At 62.2% G+C, this 15552-nt stretch carries 11 protein-coding genes; 6 read left to right on the forward strand and 5 right to left on the reverse strand.

Annotated elements, in window-relative coordinates; all coding sequences use genetic code 11:
- Nucleotides 1–48: 48 nt before the first annotated feature.
- Nucleotides 49–633: a lytic transglycosylase domain-containing protein gene (locus tag ACEQZ0_RS09755; protein WP_067506378.1), complete on the reverse strand. Its 585-nt coding sequence runs from the start codon at nucleotides 631–633 to the stop codon at nucleotides 49–51.
- Between the two features lie 138 nt (nucleotides 634–771).
- Here ACEQZ0_RS09755 and ACEQZ0_RS09760 point away from each other — a divergent pair, with 138 nt between their 5' ends.
- From ACEQZ0_RS09760 to ACEQZ0_RS09770, 3 genes are all read left to right on the forward strand, one after another.
- The gene (locus tag ACEQZ0_RS09760; RefSeq protein ID WP_305930762.1) at nucleotides 772–1680 is read left to right on the forward strand and encodes a toprim domain-containing protein; all 909 of its coding nucleotides are present in this window, start codon (nucleotides 772–774) and stop codon (nucleotides 1678–1680) included.
- A gap of 75 nt (nucleotides 1681–1755) precedes the next feature.
- Nucleotides 1756–6003 carry a strawberry notch-like NTP hydrolase domain-containing protein gene (locus ACEQZ0_RS09765; protein ID WP_370190658.1) on the forward strand — a complete coding sequence of 1416 codons (4248 nt, stop codon included), beginning with the start codon at nucleotides 1756–1758 and terminating at the stop codon, nucleotides 6001–6003.
- A 104-nt stretch (nucleotides 6004–6107) separates the two neighbouring features.
- On the forward strand, nucleotides 6108–8081 hold the full coding sequence (locus tag ACEQZ0_RS09770) for a ParB/RepB/Spo0J family partition protein (protein ID WP_305930471.1): 1974 nt from the start codon (nucleotides 6108–6110) through the stop codon (nucleotides 8079–8081).
- 148 nt (nucleotides 8082–8229) lie between these two features.
- Here ACEQZ0_RS09770 and ACEQZ0_RS09775 read toward each other — a convergent pair whose 3' ends face one another.
- Nucleotides 8230–8550 (reverse strand): helix-turn-helix transcriptional regulator, encoded by a 321-nt coding sequence (locus ACEQZ0_RS09775; protein ID WP_305930470.1) that lies wholly within the window; start codon nucleotides 8548–8550, stop codon nucleotides 8230–8232.
- Between the two features lie 53 nt (nucleotides 8551–8603).
- On the opposite strand from ACEQZ0_RS09775, the gene ACEQZ0_RS09780 reads away from it, so the two are divergent.
- A complete protein-coding gene (locus ACEQZ0_RS09780) occupies nucleotides 8604–9902 on the forward strand; it encodes a hypothetical protein (protein WP_305930469.1) in 1299 nt (432 codons plus the stop codon).
- Here the strand turns inward: ACEQZ0_RS09780 and ACEQZ0_RS09785 are convergent.
- From ACEQZ0_RS09785 to ACEQZ0_RS09795, 3 genes are read right to left on the reverse strand one after another with little or no spacing between them, the layout of a single operon-like run.
- Nucleotides 9899–10987 (reverse strand): hypothetical protein, encoded by a 1089-nt coding sequence (locus tag ACEQZ0_RS09785; RefSeq protein ID WP_305930468.1) that lies wholly within the window; start codon nucleotides 10985–10987, stop codon nucleotides 9899–9901. The two genes, ACEQZ0_RS09780 and ACEQZ0_RS09785, sit on opposite strands and share 4 nt — an antisense overlap.
- Entirely contained in the window at nucleotides 10977–11675 is a 699-nt protein-coding gene (locus ACEQZ0_RS09790) for a hypothetical protein (protein WP_370190659.1), read from the reverse strand. The genes ACEQZ0_RS09785 and ACEQZ0_RS09790 overlap by 11 nt, the downstream gene beginning before the upstream one ends.
- Entirely contained in the window at nucleotides 11672–13702 is a 2031-nt protein-coding gene (locus ACEQZ0_RS09795) for an AAA family ATPase (protein ID WP_305930466.1), read from the reverse strand. The genes ACEQZ0_RS09790 and ACEQZ0_RS09795 overlap by 4 nt, the downstream gene beginning before the upstream one ends.
- Before the next feature lie 450 nt (nucleotides 13703–14152).
- Between ACEQZ0_RS09795 and ACEQZ0_RS09800 the strand changes: the two genes are divergently transcribed.
- Nucleotides 14153–15082 carry an ArdC family protein gene (locus ACEQZ0_RS09800; RefSeq protein WP_305930465.1) on the forward strand — a complete coding sequence of 310 codons (930 nt, stop codon included), beginning with the start codon at nucleotides 14153–14155 and terminating at the stop codon, nucleotides 15080–15082.
- An 11-nt stretch (nucleotides 15083–15093) separates the two neighbouring features.
- Nucleotides 15094–15534, forward strand: coding sequence for a hypothetical protein (locus tag ACEQZ0_RS09805; protein WP_305930464.1), 441 nt, complete (start codon nucleotides 15094–15096; stop codon nucleotides 15532–15534).
- The last annotated feature ends 18 nt before the right edge of the window (nucleotides 15535–15552 follow it).

Here is a 15552-nt window from a genome sequence, read left to right on the forward strand (position 1 = left end):
CATTCCGGCACATGATTTCAGACAATAGCCGGAAATCAGGTAGTTTCGTCAATTGTACGTACCAATTGCTTGCCAACGTCCCAACACAGACCGGACATATTGCGGCGTTTCACCATTGTTGGGGATGCCGCGTGATCGGGAGACGGCACCTGGGCCAGCATTGTAAGCAGCCAAGGCCAGGTGGACTGCGTCGAACCGGTCCAACATATCGCGAAGGTACCGGGCGCCACCGTCGATCGAAGCAAGAGGGTCATGACGGTTCCGGACGCCCAGTTCTCGCGCCGTGGCCGGCATAAGCTGAGCCAGCCCGGCAGCACCGGCTGGACTCACAGCCATCGGATTGAAGCGGGACTCAGCCCAGATAAGAGCACGAAGCAGGTTGGTCGGAAGCCCGTAACGACGTTCAGCCTCGGCTATCGCCGCCATATACAAGCCTTCCCGGTAGGATACGTTTGCTGGCTCGGCCTGGTAGATTGCAGGAAGATATTCCCTTGCCGGCTGCTGGTCCGTCTTCGGCGGAACGATCGCGTGCTCGAACAAGGTGAAATCCTGGGCGCGGACCTGCTGTGAGGAGGTCGCGATAATCCCCAGACAGGCGACCGTTATCGCAGCCAGACGATTGAGGAAGGTCATCTCGAGTGGTGCTCCATTGATTCGAATCGCAAGAGAACATAGATAGAACATATGCCTGTAGGAAAGCGGCGAACGCCTGCGTTTGGGAGAGGAGAGGAGCGCTGATGAGAGGGCCACTTTGCATGCTGAGGAGCTCGCATGTCCCTGTCTGTCCAAACTCATCCCGACCGGTCGCTTGCCGAGACCGCCCGCCGTATCTGCGAATCGCGAGGGGGCAAATGGTCCGGTACTAAGGGCATGGCCTGCTGCCCTGCGCATGATGACCGCACGCCGTCCCTCGGTGTGACGCTCGGCCAAAGGGCCATCCTCTTCCACTGTTTCGCGGGATGCGATCAGCAGAGCGTGCTGGCTGCTTTGGCGCGTGAAGGTTTCGACGCAAGCTCGCTCTTTTCAGGCTCTGCGACTACGGACGGTCCCGAGCCGACCAGAATGCGCAAACCCTCGGCGGCAGCGCTGAGGATCTGGCGCGAAGCGCAAGCTTTGCGAGCCAGTCCTGCAAAGGCTTACCTTGGAAGCCGCGGCATCCTCGCCGCATCTCCGGCGCTCCGCTTCCATCCACGAACGCCGCTTGGCCCGAAAGGACGGACCCGCTTTCTGCCCGCCATGATCGCGGCAGTCAGCCTCGACGAGGGCCCGATCGCCATCCATCGCACGTTCCTTTCGGGCAATGCCAAGGCTGGCTTCGACAAGCCGAAGCGCGCGCTTGGCGCGCTCGGTGAGGCTGCTGTCCGCCTTTTCGCTCCGGCCTCCGGCAAGCTCGGCCTCGCCGAGGGTATCGAGAGTGCGATGTCGGCCTACGCTCTTACCGGCATCCCCGTCTGGGCGACCCTGGGCAATGAGCGCTTCGGCCTCGTCAGCGTGCCCGAGAGCGTGACCGAGCTTCATCTCTTCGTCGATCACGATGCTGGCGGCGAGCTGGCCGCATCGCGTGGCCTGGCCGCTTATGCCCGCGATGGGCGGACGATCCAGGTCCGCAAACCATCCTCACGCGGCACCGACTGGAACGATGAACTGACAGCATGGCTGCGCCGCAAAGCGGCGCCGTAGAGGAGAGAGGGCTTCTCAGATTCCTGATCCGGCAGAGGGCGTGTCCCGATGCCCCCATCAGGAGGACGAATTGCCATGTTTCAATCAGACCTGTTTCCCGCCGGCGAGCAGTTGCCGTCAATGCCATTGGCCTATGCCATTGGCACCCGAGTTGCCGCGCTTCTTGTTTCGGGACGTCATCTTACCCGTACCGACATTTCCGAGCTGTTTGCCGACGAGACCGGTGTCCTGGACTGGGGAAGCGCCTGGAAGATCGACGACTACAACAGCGCGGTCGAGATCGGCGCACTACTCTGGCTTCGAGAGTCCTCACGGATCGATCTGGCGACGAATGTACACGAAGCCGAAGCGCGGTTCGACTGGCTCGAAGCAGCCTTGCCGCAGCGGCACGTTCGCAGCGAAGCACAGGTCGAGCTCCAGCAGTTCTCGACCCCGCCAATGCTGGCCTGGCTGATGGCGAAGGCCGCAGCTGTCTGCGCGCAAGACACGCTCCTCGAACCGTCCGCAGGCAATGGTGCCCTTGCTCTCTGGGGTTGCCTCCAGAACGCTTCGCTGCTCCTCAACGAGATCGATCCGGCAAGACGAGACGGTCTGGCCCACGTCTTCCCCACGGCCACCATCGCTGCGCATGACGGGGAACTGATCGCCGACTTGCTTCGCGGCCCTGTTCCGTCTGCCGTGCTGATGAACCCGCCGTTCGCTCACAGCCTGGAACGCGGCAAGGACGGTGAGACCGCTATGCGTCACCTACGCGGTGCAATCCGGGCCGCTGCTAATCGGGCGAGGATCGTCGCCATTATGCCTGAAGGCTTCGACGCCTCCACCTTCGCCAAGGAACAGGACGAAGCATCGCTGCTCCTCGATGTTCGGCTGCAGCAGATGTTTCGCCGGACAGGGACGGGGATCGCTGTTCGCCTGGTTGTGTTCGACAAGACGCCGATTGCGTCCTCGCCTGCGATCACCGGAGATACTGCCGACCTCATCTCGCTCCACGAGCTTATCACTGCGCTTCCGCCACGCGTACAGACCTCCGCCAACATCCATCGCCTGCCGCTCGGCAAGCCAGTGCGCCTCGTTGGCAAGACTTCGGCCCAAAGCGCGCCGGTGCGGCCGGTGGCGCCGTTCGCCGCGACACCAGCAGCCACGGCGAATGCGATCGACCTTGCCTATTCGGTCCTCGCCGACCCCGCGCCTGTGCCCGAACAGGCAGGCATCTACCTGCCTTACCGGCCCAGCCGCATCGCCTTCGAAGATGCTCCGGTCCATCCCACCCCGCTCGTGGAATCGGTCGCCATGGGTTCGGTCGCGGCACCGCAGGCCGATGTTTGCCCGCGCATTCCCGCATGTTGGCAGGCCGATGGCCTGCTGTCCGAAGCGCAATGCGAGACACTGGTCTATGCTACCCAGGCATTTGCGCGCGATCTTCCGGGTCAGTTCAAGGTGAGCCAGGAAGGCACCTCGCTGGAACTCTCCGAGGACGGACACTCCTACCGCCAAGGCTTCTTCCTCGGCGACGGAACCGGAGCGGGCAAAGGACGGCAGATCGCCGCGGTCATCATGGATCGCTGGCTCGCAGGCGAGCGCCGACATGTCTGGATCACCAAGAACGAGGCGCTGCTCGAAGATGCACGCCGCGACTGGGAAGCGCTTGGCGGGCTGTCGCTCGATCTCCAGCCGCTCTCGCGCTGGAAACTCGGCCAGCCCGTAACGATGTCCGAAGGTATTCTCTTCGTCACCTATCCGACGCTGCGCTCGGGCCGCGCCGAGGATACGCGGCTCGACCAGATCCTTGCCTGGGCGGGCGAGGATTTCGACGGCGTGATCGCTTTCGACGAAGCCCATGCGATGGCTAATGCGCTCGGGGGCTCTTCAACCCGCGGCAAGGTCAAGGGCTCCGAACAAGGGATGGCGGGCCTCAGGCTGCAGAACCATCTCCCGCGCGCCCGCGTGCTTTATGCTTCGGCCACCGGCGCCTCGGATATCGCCAACCTCGGCTACACCTCCCGGCTTGGTCTGTGGGGACCCGAGACCGCATTCCCGACCCACGAGGCGTTCATGACCGAGATCCGCGCTGGCGGCGTCGCGGCGATGGAGCTCGTCGCCCGCGACCTCAAGGCCCAAGGACTCTACCTTGCCCGTGCGCTGTCCTTTGCAGGGGTCGAGTACGAAATCCTCGAACACAGCCTGACCGAAGCGCAGGTCCGAGCCTACGATGCCTATGCTGATGCCTGGGCGATCATTCACCGCAACCTCGAAGCTGCGCTCGAAGCAACCCGCGTGGTCGACGAGGACAGCGGCGATACGCTCAATCGCAATGCCAAGGCTGCGGCGCTGTCGATCTTCGAAGGCACCAAGCAGCGCTTCTTTGCCCAGCTCCTGCTCTCGATGAAATTGCCGAGCCTGATCCCCGCGATGGAAGTAGCGCTTGGCGAAGAGCATTCGGTTGTCGTGCAGCTGGTCTCGACCGCCGAGGCCATGCTCGACCGACGCCTTGCCGACCTTACCGTGGAAGAGCGCGAAGCGCTCGATATCGACCTTTCCCCGCGTGAATATGTCATCGACTACCTTTCCAAGAGCTTCCCGGTACGATTGATGCAGGTCTTCGCCGACGAGGATGGTAATCTTCGCTCCGAGGCGATGAGCGACGGAGAGGGCAATCCCGTTTTCTGCCCGCGCGCCATTGCTGCGCGCGATGCGCTGATCGAACACCTTTGCGCACTGCCGCCCATCGCCACTGCGCTCGATGCGATTATCGAACATTTCGGAACCGACGCCGTGGCCGAAGTCACGGGTCGGACCCGCAGACTTGTCGTAGGCCGCGATGGTCAGCAGCGCCTCGAACGGCGACGCCCCAGTGCCAATGTCGCCGAAGCGCAAAGCTTCATGGAAGGGACCAAGCGCATCCTGGTCTTCTCGGATGCAGGAGGCACGGGTCGATCCTACCATGCCGACCTTGGCTGCCGGAACCAGCAGCGCCGGGTTCATTTCCTGCTCGAGCCGGGCTGGCGCGCCGACAACGCTATCCAGGGTCTTGGCCGTACCAACCGCACCAACCAGGCCTCGGCTCCGCTGTTCCGCCCGGTAACCACCGACGTGAAGGGCGAACGCCGCTTCATCTCGACCATTGCACGCAGGCTCGATGCATTGGGCGCGCTTACGCGCGGCCAGCGCCAGACCGGCGGACAGAACCTGTTCGACCCGGCAGACAATCTCGAAAGCGATTATGCGCGCGATGCGCTCAGCCGCTGGTTCCAGTTGCTCTATGACGGCAAGCTCGAAGCCACCACATTCGGTAACTTCGTTGAGCGCACAGGCCTCCGGCTTGAAAACCCCGATGGCGGGCTGACCGACAACCTCCCGACCATCCAGCGCTGGCTCAACCGCATCCTCGCGCTGCCAATCGCGCTACAGAATGCGATCTTCGAAGAGTATCTCGGCCTCGTCGAGGCACGGATCGAAGCTGCGCGCGAGGCCGGAACCCTCGACCAGGGACTGGAAACCGTAAGGGTCGATCGCTTCACGGTGCTCGCCGATGAACTCCTGCGCACCGACCCCGTGACCGGAGCAGAAACTCGCCTCGTCTCGCTCGAAGTGACGAGGCACCTTCGGCCTTTGCGATTGCAGCGCCTGGTGCGGATGCACGAGATCGGCAGCCCGCACGCGATCCCGATGCGCAATGCACGCTCGGGCAAGGTTGCGCTGTCGGTTCCAGCCCGGCGCCTCATCACTGACGACGGGGCCGTGATCGAACGTCGGCGCCTGCTGCGCCCGCTCAAGTCCGCCAACTGGACGCTAGAGGCACTCGCTGAGAGCCACTGGGAAGAAATTGGCGTTACCGCATTTACCAGCGCCTGGCGAACCGAGGAAGAGGAGGCCGCCGCTTCACCTGTGACTGAGCGCATCCATCTTGCCACCGGACTGCTGCTTCCGGTCTGGAAGCGCCTCCCAGGCGATCATGTCCGCGTCACCCGGCTCGTTGCCGAGGACGGCCAGTCGATCATCGGCCGCGAAGTGCTCGATATCGATCTCGCTACGATCGCCGAGACCTTTAGCCTTTCCGGGGTTACCGGGCCATCGGCAGAGCAGATCGGCGACCTAGTCATCGCCAGCGGCAAACCGCTAAGCTTTGCAAGCCACGATCCACTTACCGTGAAGCGCTCGCTGGTCGGCGGCGAACAGCGCCTTGAACTGACCGGGTTCTCGCCCGATCGGCTCGACTGGTACAAGGGCAAAGGCTGCTTCACCGAGATCATCCGCTACCGCACGCGCCTGTTCGTCCCGGTGTCGAGAGCCTCGTCGGTCCTCCCCGCGCTTGCCGCCTGATCCCTCGGGCAGACCCCAATCTCAGGATGAGAGTGGAGGGAGCCCTTTGGGCTTGTGGGCCTCGTGATCCTCACCTGCGCCTTCAATCCATCAGGAGAACACCCATGATCCAGTCGATTCCCTTGAAGAAGCTTGTCCCGAGCCCGCGCAACGTTCGCAAGTCGAGCGACGTGCTGGCCGACCTCCAGCTGCGGGCAGACATCGCCGCGCGCGGCCTGCTGCAGAACCTCGTCGTGCGCAAAGGAAAGCGCGGCAAGTTCGAGGTCGAGGCCGGCGGTCGTCGCCTCGCCGCTCTGCAGGCGCTGGCCGAAGAGGGCACCTTGTCCGAAAACCACGAGGTCACCTGCCTCGTCATCGAAGGCGAGGAAAGCGAAGTGCGCGAAGCCAGCCTTGCCGAGAACTTCCAGCGTCTGGCGATGAAGCCTGCCGACGAGGCGCAGGCCTTCGCTTCCATCATCGAGGCGGGAGCCACCCCTGAAGACGTGGCGCGCCGCTTCGGCCTCACTGTCCGGTTCGTCGAAGGGCGTCTGCGCCTGGCAAGTTTGGCACCCTGCGTCTTCGAAGCACTCGCCGAGGGCACGATCACGCTCGACATGGCGAAGGCCTACGGTGCGATTTCCGACGTCGAGCGCCAGGCGCATGTCTATGCCGAGCTGCAGGACGCCTGGTACCAGATCACGCCTGACACGATCCGCCGCATGGTGCTCGATGCCACGGTGCGTGGTTCCGATCCGCGTGCCGTGCTCGTTGGACGCGATGCCTACCTCGCCGCAGGCGGCCGGATCGAGCGCGAACTGTTCGACGACGATGCCAGTGAAAGCTGGATCGATATCGCGCTGCTCGAAGACCTCGCGCACAAAGCCATGGAAGAAGCCGCAGAAAAGGCCGCGCTCGAATATGGCCTTGCCTGGGTGCGCCCGACGCTTGGCAACTACGTCAGCCATGACCTCGTCGAAGGTCTCGGCCGTCTGCCATGCGAGCCTGCGCCTATGACCGAGGAGGAAGCGAAGGAACTTGGCGAGCTCGAGGTCGACTACGACCGCGTCGCCGCCGTGCTCGAAGACGAAGACAGCGACGAGGATGAGGTCGCCAAGGCCGAGCTGGAACTCATGGTGATCGACCGCGCCATGCGCGCGCTCAATGACCGGCCGCCGGTACTCGCCGACGAACTGAAAGCTGAGGCCGGTGCCTTCCTCGTCCTCTCGCGCAATGGCGAGCCTTCGCTTGTTCCGCAGTTCTACACCGAGACCGAAGTCATCGCTGACGAAGGTGTGGTCGAGGCCATTGAAGAGAACGGCCCGGCGAAGCCCAAGGGGAGCTCGTTGTCGCAGCGCCTGCTCGACGAGCTCGCGATGCAACGCCGCGATATCCTGGCGATCCATCTCGCCAACGATCCGGCACTGGCGCTCGACTTCATGGTCTTCACGCTTGCCGATGCCGATGGGCATGACTGGCGGGCCCAGAAGGCGTCGACCTTGGTCGGCTCGGTCGCGTCCGGCCCGGTTGCCGGGTTTGAGGCCAAGGACGCTCCGGCAAGCGCTGCGCTGGCAGAGTTCGCAGGATCGCTCGATGAAAGCTGGCGTGCCGGCGAAAGCGACGTCGAGCGGTTCGCCAAATTCCGAGCGCTGTCAGACGAGGCGCGTTCGGCATGGCTCGGCCATGTCGTCTCGCGCACGCTAGTCGCCAGCCTGGCCTGTGAAGGAGAACGCTCGGTGCCGATGCACGAGGCGCTTGGCTCCCTCCTCGAAATCGAGACCGCGCTTTGGTGGCGTCCCACGGCGGCCAACTATTTCGACCGCGTGGCCAAGGCTCGCACGCTCGAGGCGCTCGATGCCGCTGGTGGTCCAGAACTGGTCAGTCGCTATGCCGCCTCGAAGAAAGCAGAGCTGGCGAGCGCTGCCGAGCGCATTTTCTCGGGCAACTTTATCGGCGAGGCAGATATCAAGGAACGGGCGCAGGCCTGGGTGCCTTCGATCATGCGTTTCGCCGGTGCCGAAGAGGTCGAACCGGTTGACGCCGAAGCGGATGAGCCGGTCAGCAATGTTACAGCAGACGAGATAGCCGAGCAGGCTGCCTGACCCCTCCTGACAGGTCCAGATCACTCGGCGGGCGGTCCGTCCCTATTGGGACGGGCCGCCTTTTCCATACAAAACATTTGGCCGGCAGCTGACTAGCTTCGATCAGATCAAGCATGACGGCAACTGGCGTTTCTGGCGACAATCGTCGTTAGTTGATCCGGTGAGCCACGAGCCTGGTGCAATGGCGAATGGAGTCTACCAGTTCCGCCTCGCTGCCGAATGTTAGGAATTCGCGAGCCGCTTCGGTGACCTGCGGCGACAGAGTTACATCCTCAAGAAGAATATTAGCATATTTATCAAGAGCGCGAAGGCGATCGTTGACCCGCTTTCGCTTGCCATTGAGGACCTTTGAAATCGTCCCCTGATCGATCCCAGTCCTTGCTTCGATCGCGGTTTGTGTGGCCAAGCCACGCGAACGCACGGCCTTAAGCTTTATAGCCAATTCAAGAAGGAAGGCCGAATCATCCATTTACATTAAGGTGGCATATTGGCATATTCACTGCAAGATTTGAACATTGGGATATGATGGAAGCAGCAGCACAAAGTGGATCGACCCACATCGCCTTCCGCGATTGGACCGGAGACCGCGCCATCGCGACTGTCGGCACCAACGCGGGCGCGATAGCACTACCCTTTCAGGAATGGCGCCGTTTCAAGGAAGCATTCGCACCCGAGCTTATCGACCAAGCTGCGACAGAAACATCAGGAAAGATCAATCATCTAGTGGATCCGTTCGGAGGGTCGGGGACTACCGCGCTCGCAGGACAGTTCCTTGGCGTTCGACCGACTACCATCGAGGTCAATCCCTACCTTGCCGATCTTATCGAGGCCAAGATTGCACCAATTGACGTCGATGCCGCTGCAGTCGCCTTCGGACGCGTGGTGGAGCGGGTCGGGCAGTCCGAAGCGATGACCATCCCCAAGTTTCGTGGGGCACCTCCTACGTTCGTGGAACCCGGCGTGGATGGGCGCTTCATTTTCTGGCAGGATGTGGCGCGGAGGCTCGTTGCCTACCGCGATGCCATCGCCCTCGAACCTGATGAAGCGGTCAAGCGCTTGTTCAAAGTTTTGTTGGCTTCCGCCACCGTTCCCGCCAGCAATATCGTCGTGAGCGGAAAGGGAAGGCGGTATCGCCGAGGCTGGCAGACGCGCCGGCCCAGTCCCGACGTGATCGATGCCTGGTTCCGGGATGGCGTGCTGCGCGCGCTGTATGACCTGCGCCGCTTTTCCGATCGCAAATGTCGGGACTACCGACTGCTGCGTGGTGATGCGCGGCAGCGCGTTGGCGAAATTGATGACCTCGATTTGGCCGTTTTCTCGCCGCCCTATCCCAATTCATTCGATTATACGGATGTTTACAATGTCGAGCTATGGACGCTCGGCTATCTCGACAGCGCGCAGAAGAACACGACGCTGCGCAAACAGACGCTTCGCAGCCATGTACAGATTTACCGGGATATGTCCTTCCACGGGATTTCCAGCACGACGCTCCAGCGGACGATGCAGGAGTTGGAGGCGGCGAGCGAAAAGCTGTGGAACCGGCACATCCCGGCGATGATCGGCGCCTATACCGCTGACATGGCGATCATCCTCAAAGGGCTCGCGGAAAAATTGCGCGCGAACGGTCGCATATACATGGTCGTCGGAGACAGCCGCTATGCGAACATCGACGTGCCGATCGCAGCCATTCTCGCCGAGATCAGTCCTGGGCTCGGCCTCGAGCCGTTGCGGGTCGAGCCTTGCCGGTCGATGCGCGCGTCGCCGCAACAGGGTGGCCGCCCCGAACTGGCCGAGAGCCTGGTCGTGCTCGAACGCCGCTAGACGCCGGAAAAGCCCGCGATCCGGGCGTGCTCCGACGAGCCGAAGAGCGGACGCACCGTGTAGCGCGGCACCGGAGCAAGCTCCCCCAGCAGCTTCACGACATCACCGTCGGCCATCAGATCCTCGCTTTTGTCCTCGCGCAGATCGAAGATTTCTAGAAGTCCTTCCTCGGACTCACGATTGCTCTGATATGCCCAGGTCTGGCGCAAGCCTTTCTGGATCGCGTCGACATTCACCGTGCGGGAAACCGCCGCCGCCTTGGCTTTGCCTTTCGCGTTCGCGAACGCCTTGATGACCTTGAGTTCGACAATCGCCCAATAGGCCAGCTGGCCTTCGGCACTTGGCTTGAGCAGGCGAACATCGATACGGCCTATATTGGTCCGATCCTCGACGCCGACGCGGACGAGACCTTGGAACCACATGCCAAGCGCGAGTGCGAGCGCGTCCTGAATGCTGCGCTCCGGCTGTGATCCGGGGACATATTTGGCGGCGCGCTTGGGCTCCCAGACCCCAGGCACGCAGCAGGTCGGAGTCAAGAGTCCGGACAGATGAAAATGGTTCAGCGCGTCGAGCAGCTCTTCCACCGTCGCCGCAGGGGGACGATCCCGGATCTTGTGAGGCCGGATCAGATCCTCGACCCCCTCTCGCCGCACTGTCATTGTGCTGGTCGTGCGGTAGGCGACCGCCACAGGAAGGTCGCCCAGACCGTTTTCGCTGAGCCAGTCGAGCAGATTTCCTGGAGCGCATGGCAGCGTCAGGCCCCTCCCCGCTGAACAATCGCGGTTCATCAGAAACAGCCGACCCAGCAACGGCTCCTGAGTCGCGATCGGGTCCATAATCGCATCGGATGGGAATCGTGCGGCATATTCGCGAGGCCGATCGACCATGACGAATGCAGCGACGTCCGCATCGGCTTCGGAGGGCCAGCCGGCTTGGGCGCGCGTCTCGACCAGCGCGCGTGCCGCTTGTGCGAACCGGTCTGGGTCTTCGGCACGTACGTTGGGCAGCTTCGGTAGGATGCCCGCCACCGCGGCCAAGACGTTGTCGTCTGTGCCGTTGACACTGGTAGTCTGCTCAGGCGGCATTGGCGACCCGTCCGAGATAGGTGGCGTAAAGATAAAGCTTCTCTCCAGGCGAGAGCTCGGCGTCGTCCGGCAGGAACGCCTCGAAGCGCTCCGACGCCTGCCAACTCGGATTCGCTTGCCACGTATCTTCGGCCCATTCCGCGAAATCGACGATATTGTTGAGCGAATTGACCGAGCGGTAGGTCACGTCCACCGATGCCGCGATGTCGATCTCGTCGTTCGGCAAGGTCGCCAGCGCGCCGGCCAGTTCGACCATGAAATTATGCACCCGACGATCATCGGCGTCGATCGCCTCGTCTTCCTTGCCGGCGCCCAATCCCGCGAGAAGCGGTGCAAGAAAGGAGGACGCGAAATTGAGCGCGTATTGGCCTTCCAGGCGCGCGCCATTCTCGCCGCGCCCCACGTATTCGAGATTGCTCACCTCAACGAGCCCGAGCACCACCAGATGATCGAGCTCCTCCTGAAGATCGGGATAGTGCGGCCCGCCGTCGATCTTCAGAATCTTGCCGTCGAACGCGGGTAAATCCCAGACCGGGCTGAGCACATCGGATAGATAGGCAAAGGCATGGAGGCGGGCCGACGCGAGCGGTGTCACCGCGGCACGCTCCGCGGCATCGAGCAGAAGAAGCAAACGCCCACGCCGACGCAGTCGCGCGATCTGGTCCGGCGAGAGCCCGCCGCTCGTCATGGCTGATCCCCGGTGAGCGCGTGATCCAGCAATTGCTCGTATTTGGCGCGGTCGCGGTCGAGCGCGCGGTTCGGCGCCGCAAGTTGCAGAAGGTTGATGAGCCGACCGCGCCGCGCAACCACTTCCGCGTCGTCCTTTGCCGGACCATTGAACAGCGACGTGATCAGTCCGGCATTGGAAAGGTTGCTGGTGACGATCAACCGATTGTCCGAAGACTGCGCGAACTTGGCGAGCGCCGCCCCGACCCGCTCCATCGCCAACCCATCGAGACTGGCCTCCGGCGTCTCCATGATGAACGTGGAGGGTGCGCCCTGGGTCGCGACTCGGACCAGCGACAGGCGGAACGCCAAGTCGATCAATTCGCGCTGGGATTCCGACACGTCAGACGGGTCGATTCTTCGGACAAGTCCGGGACGGTTGGCGGCCGCCATGTCGGCCTGAAAAGCGGGAACGCGCAACCGATCTTCCGCCCTTCCCGCCTGAGTGTAACGTGGCTCCGCTGTGACCTGGACCAAGCAAGCCTTTTCGGCGAGCAGCGCGTTGGTCAGTTCGACGAAGCTTTCCATCAACTCGGCCGAGCGCGACGTTACCAGCTCTTCCTTCTCTGAGAGCAGCGTCCGCAATTCCAGTAGGTGCTCCCCGAGCTTCGTCCGCCATTCGAGCTGCTGGCCGCGCAATGTCACCAGAGCTTTCTCGAACTGATCGCTCGTAGTGCTGCGTGGCAGGCTCGCGCGCAGCCTCTGGTCACGCGCCTTGCGATCGGCGATCGAACGCCGCAGATCGCCTACCTTAGCGATCGTCTGAACATAGGTGTCCGCGATCACGCGCAATCGCGCCGCCTTGGCCTCTTCCTCTTTCCGTGCAAGTTCGGCCTGCCTGCGTGCCTGATCGAGCTTCGCCTGCTCGAACTTATGCTGCGGGATGATCCGTTCCTGCTTTTCGGGCTCGGCCCCACACGCCGGGCAGCACCCGCCCTCGACCAGGGCCTCCAGCTCCTTGCGCTTCTCCTCTGCATCGGCATCGCATACGAGGCATTTAGCCTGCGTCATGATGCGTGCCACGACGAGGCGCGCCGCATCGTCCATCGTCGGATAAAGATTGAGAAGCGCCGTATATTTGAGCCGCTCGACCGCGCCTGTCGCCTCTTCGCGTTCGTGTTTCGCCTTTTCATGTTCCAGACGAACCGTTTGACGCTCAGTTTCTAGATCGGCGAGCACGCTATCGAGCCGCGCCGCCTCGACCAGTTCGGCATCAAGCAATTTCTGCTCGGCTTCGAGCTGAGCGATGACCCCTTCGGAACCCGCTTCGCGCTTGCGTGCTTCGCGAAGGTCGCGCTCAGTCGCAGTGATCCGCGTCTGGATGTTGCGCGCCTGACTGTCGGCGCTCTGCACCAACCGCTCCAACTGCGCAACGCGGGTCGCGTCGTCCTTCTCTAGAAAGAGCGCACGCAGCACCTGCCGCTGTGCGTTTTGATCCCATAGTGCGCCAGGTCGATCCTCGTGGAACAGCAGCACATGATGCATAATCAGTAGGACATCGATGAACGACCCAAGCCCCATAAGTTCGGTCAATGCGGTTTGAAAACTCGCTTCGCGCTCCGCGCGGGCGCCAGCGAGAGGCAGCGCGACCCCGTCGATTACGCATTCGACTAAGGACAGATCTGCAAGCCGACGGGTGACGCGCAAGGACTGATCGCCGAACGTCGCGCTGAGCACAACAAGCGCCGCTTGTGCGCCATCGGCGACCCGCTGCGCGAAAAACGCAATCTGCTTCGGTCGCAGCGCGACGGGATTTTCAGGAACGGAGACGCCGAGAGCGTGTGGGGCGCCCTCGCCGGTGACATCGACAGGGCCAGTAAGAGCACGCAAGATCGACGTCAGAATAGTCGTCTTACCAAGTCCATTGATGCCTGCGATCAACGTCAGTCCGGACTGGAATTCGTGATCGAGACCAGAGCCCTCTGGCTGACCGGGAAATAAGCCATAATCACTAATCGTGAGGTGCTTGAGAACGGGAAGCCGGATCATTCGGCTGCCCCCTCAGGAGCGGCCGATCCAAGGTAAAAGAACAAATTCATTGGGCACCGGTCCCATGTTCGCGCTGTTTCCGCAATATCGCACCTCCTAGCCGACGAGTCGCCCAAAACCGATCCGGCCCAGCCTCCTCGATGTTTGACGACTTACCCATCAAACGCAAGATCAATAGAGAACCGGACCGTTAGACTGCGATGGCTGCACTGATCAAGTAAGCCTCTGACATTCGCTAGATTTCAATAAAGTGAGTAGCTCAAAAATTACTCGATCCTTCGTCGTCATATTTGGCCTGGCCGTATTCTGAATGTGTGCCGTTGACCATGGGACGATCGGACCCGATCGGTAGCACTTAGGCGCAAGACCGTCGTCGTTTAAGGAGAGGGGAGGGAGCCTTGCTCAGCCTGAACCGGGACATGTCCGTCCCCGGCGATCAGGAGAACTCCCATGACCAAGTCCCGCCGCACTGCTTCAGCTTCGCCAGCTCAGCGCATCACCGCCGCCATAATCGAAAAACTCGAGCAAGGTACCAAGCCTTGGGTCAAGCCATGGCGCGGTGTGCCCGTCTCGCGACCGTTACGTTCCTGCGGGACACCCTATCGCGGCATGAACACTTTCTGGCTGTGGCTGGTGGCCGACGGCTGCGGCTACGCCTCGCCCTACTGGATGACCTACCGCCAGTGCCAGAAGCTTGGCGGACAGGTCCGCAAGGGCGAGAAATCGACCATCGCGATCTTCTACAAGAGCTACACCAAGGAGGTCGAGAACGCCGAAGGCGAAGCAGACACCGAGAACCGACGCGTGCTCAAGGCCTATGCCGTGTTCAACGCTGACCAGTGCGATGGCCTCCCAGCATTTTACCATCCCAAGCCGCTGGTTGCCGCACTTGAGCCCGAAGGACGCGAAGACCGGCTCGATGCCTTCTTCGGTCAAGTGGGCGCAGACCTGCGCCACCATGGCGCGCAGGCTTATTACGAGCCGCTGCGCGACCGGGTCACCATGCCACCAGCCGAACTATTCGAAGCCTACGACCACTACTACGCGACGCTCGCACACGAGTTGTCGCACTGGACGGGTCATTCTTCGCGGCTCGACCGCGATCTCAAGAACCGGTTTGGCAGCGAGGCCTATGCTGCCGAAGAACTGATCGCCGAGCTTTCCTCTGCCATTCTTGGCGCCGAACTGGGTCTTCCGGTTGCTCACCTCGACCATCACGCCAGCTACATCGCATCCTGGCTCAAGATCCTCAAATCGGACGAGCGCGCGATCTTGACCGCTGCGGCCAAGGCCGAGGAAGCGGCCAGCCTGTTGCTTGACCTTGGGGGTCACCAATCTCTGGAAGGCGAGGCCGATGTCGATCTCGCCGATGCGGCCTAAGGAGCAGTGAGATGGGACGTTCCGTCAGCTATCCGACCGGCTCCGTGGTGGCCTTTCGCCTGCTTGATGACGGCGAAGAGGACGATGTCGACTGGGCCTACGAGTGCCTCGTCGACGAGGTCATCGATACCACAAAGGCGACCTTTCCTTCCTTTGAACGCTTCGAAGGATGGCGCGGCCGCGAGAACCGCATCCTCCTGCGAAACGCCTTCGCCGATTGCGGCATATCGACCTATTGCGGGCTCGCCGCGATCTGGCTCGCCGAGCGCGACGATTCCCAGTACTGGGAGGCGGATTTCTACATCCCAAGAACGGCAAGGGCACGGCACTGGCTCGCCCAGGTGTCGGGACGCTTTATCGACATGTTCGGTGAGTTGCGCCTGGTCGGTCGGTTCTCGAATGGCGAAGCGATCTTCGAGCGCTCCCGATCCAACTGCGACACCGGGTCCTGATCCTGCCTCATCCCTCTC

The organism is Qipengyuania sp., from assembly GCF_964227205.1.
Taxonomy (GTDB): Bacteria; Pseudomonadota; Alphaproteobacteria; order Sphingomonadales; family Sphingomonadaceae; genus Qipengyuania.

What these genes read in the sequence shown, in the direction of transcription:
- ACEQZ0_RS09755 (WP_067506378.1), bottom strand. Translation starts at nt 633, where the DNA reads ATGACCTTCCTCAATCGTCTGGCTGCGATAACGGTCGCCTGTCTGGGG.
- ACEQZ0_RS09760 (WP_305930762.1), top strand. Translation starts at nt 772, where the DNA reads ATGTCCCTGTCTGTCCAAACTCATCCCGACCGGTCGCTTGCCGAGACC.
- ACEQZ0_RS09765 (WP_370190658.1), top strand. Translation starts at nt 1,756, where the DNA reads ATGTTTCAATCAGACCTGTTTCCCGCCGGCGAGCAGTTGCCGTCAATG.
- ACEQZ0_RS09770 (WP_305930471.1), top strand. Translation starts at nt 6,108, where the DNA reads ATGATCCAGTCGATTCCCTTGAAGAAGCTTGTCCCGAGCCCGCGCAAC.
- ACEQZ0_RS09775 (WP_305930470.1), bottom strand. Translation starts at nt 8,550, where the DNA reads ATGGATGATTCGGCCTTCCTTCTTGAATTGGCTATAAAGCTTAAGGCC.
- ACEQZ0_RS09780 (WP_305930469.1), top strand. Translation starts at nt 8,604, where the DNA reads ATGATGGAAGCAGCAGCACAAAGTGGATCGACCCACATCGCCTTCCGC.
- ACEQZ0_RS09785 (WP_305930468.1), bottom strand. Translation starts at nt 10,987, where the DNA reads ATGCCGCCTGAGCAGACTACCAGTGTCAACGGCACAGACGACAACGTC.
- ACEQZ0_RS09790 (WP_370190659.1), bottom strand. Translation starts at nt 11,675, where the DNA reads ATGACGAGCGGCGGGCTCTCGCCGGACCAGATCGCGCGACTGCGTCGG.
- ACEQZ0_RS09795 (WP_305930466.1), bottom strand. Translation starts at nt 13,702, where the DNA reads ATGATCCGGCTTCCCGTTCTCAAGCACCTCACGATTAGTGATTATGGC.
- ACEQZ0_RS09800 (WP_305930465.1), top strand. Translation starts at nt 14,153, where the DNA reads ATGACCAAGTCCCGCCGCACTGCTTCAGCTTCGCCAGCTCAGCGCATC.
- ACEQZ0_RS09805 (WP_305930464.1), top strand. Translation starts at nt 15,094, where the DNA reads ATGGGACGTTCCGTCAGCTATCCGACCGGCTCCGTGGTGGCCTTTCGC.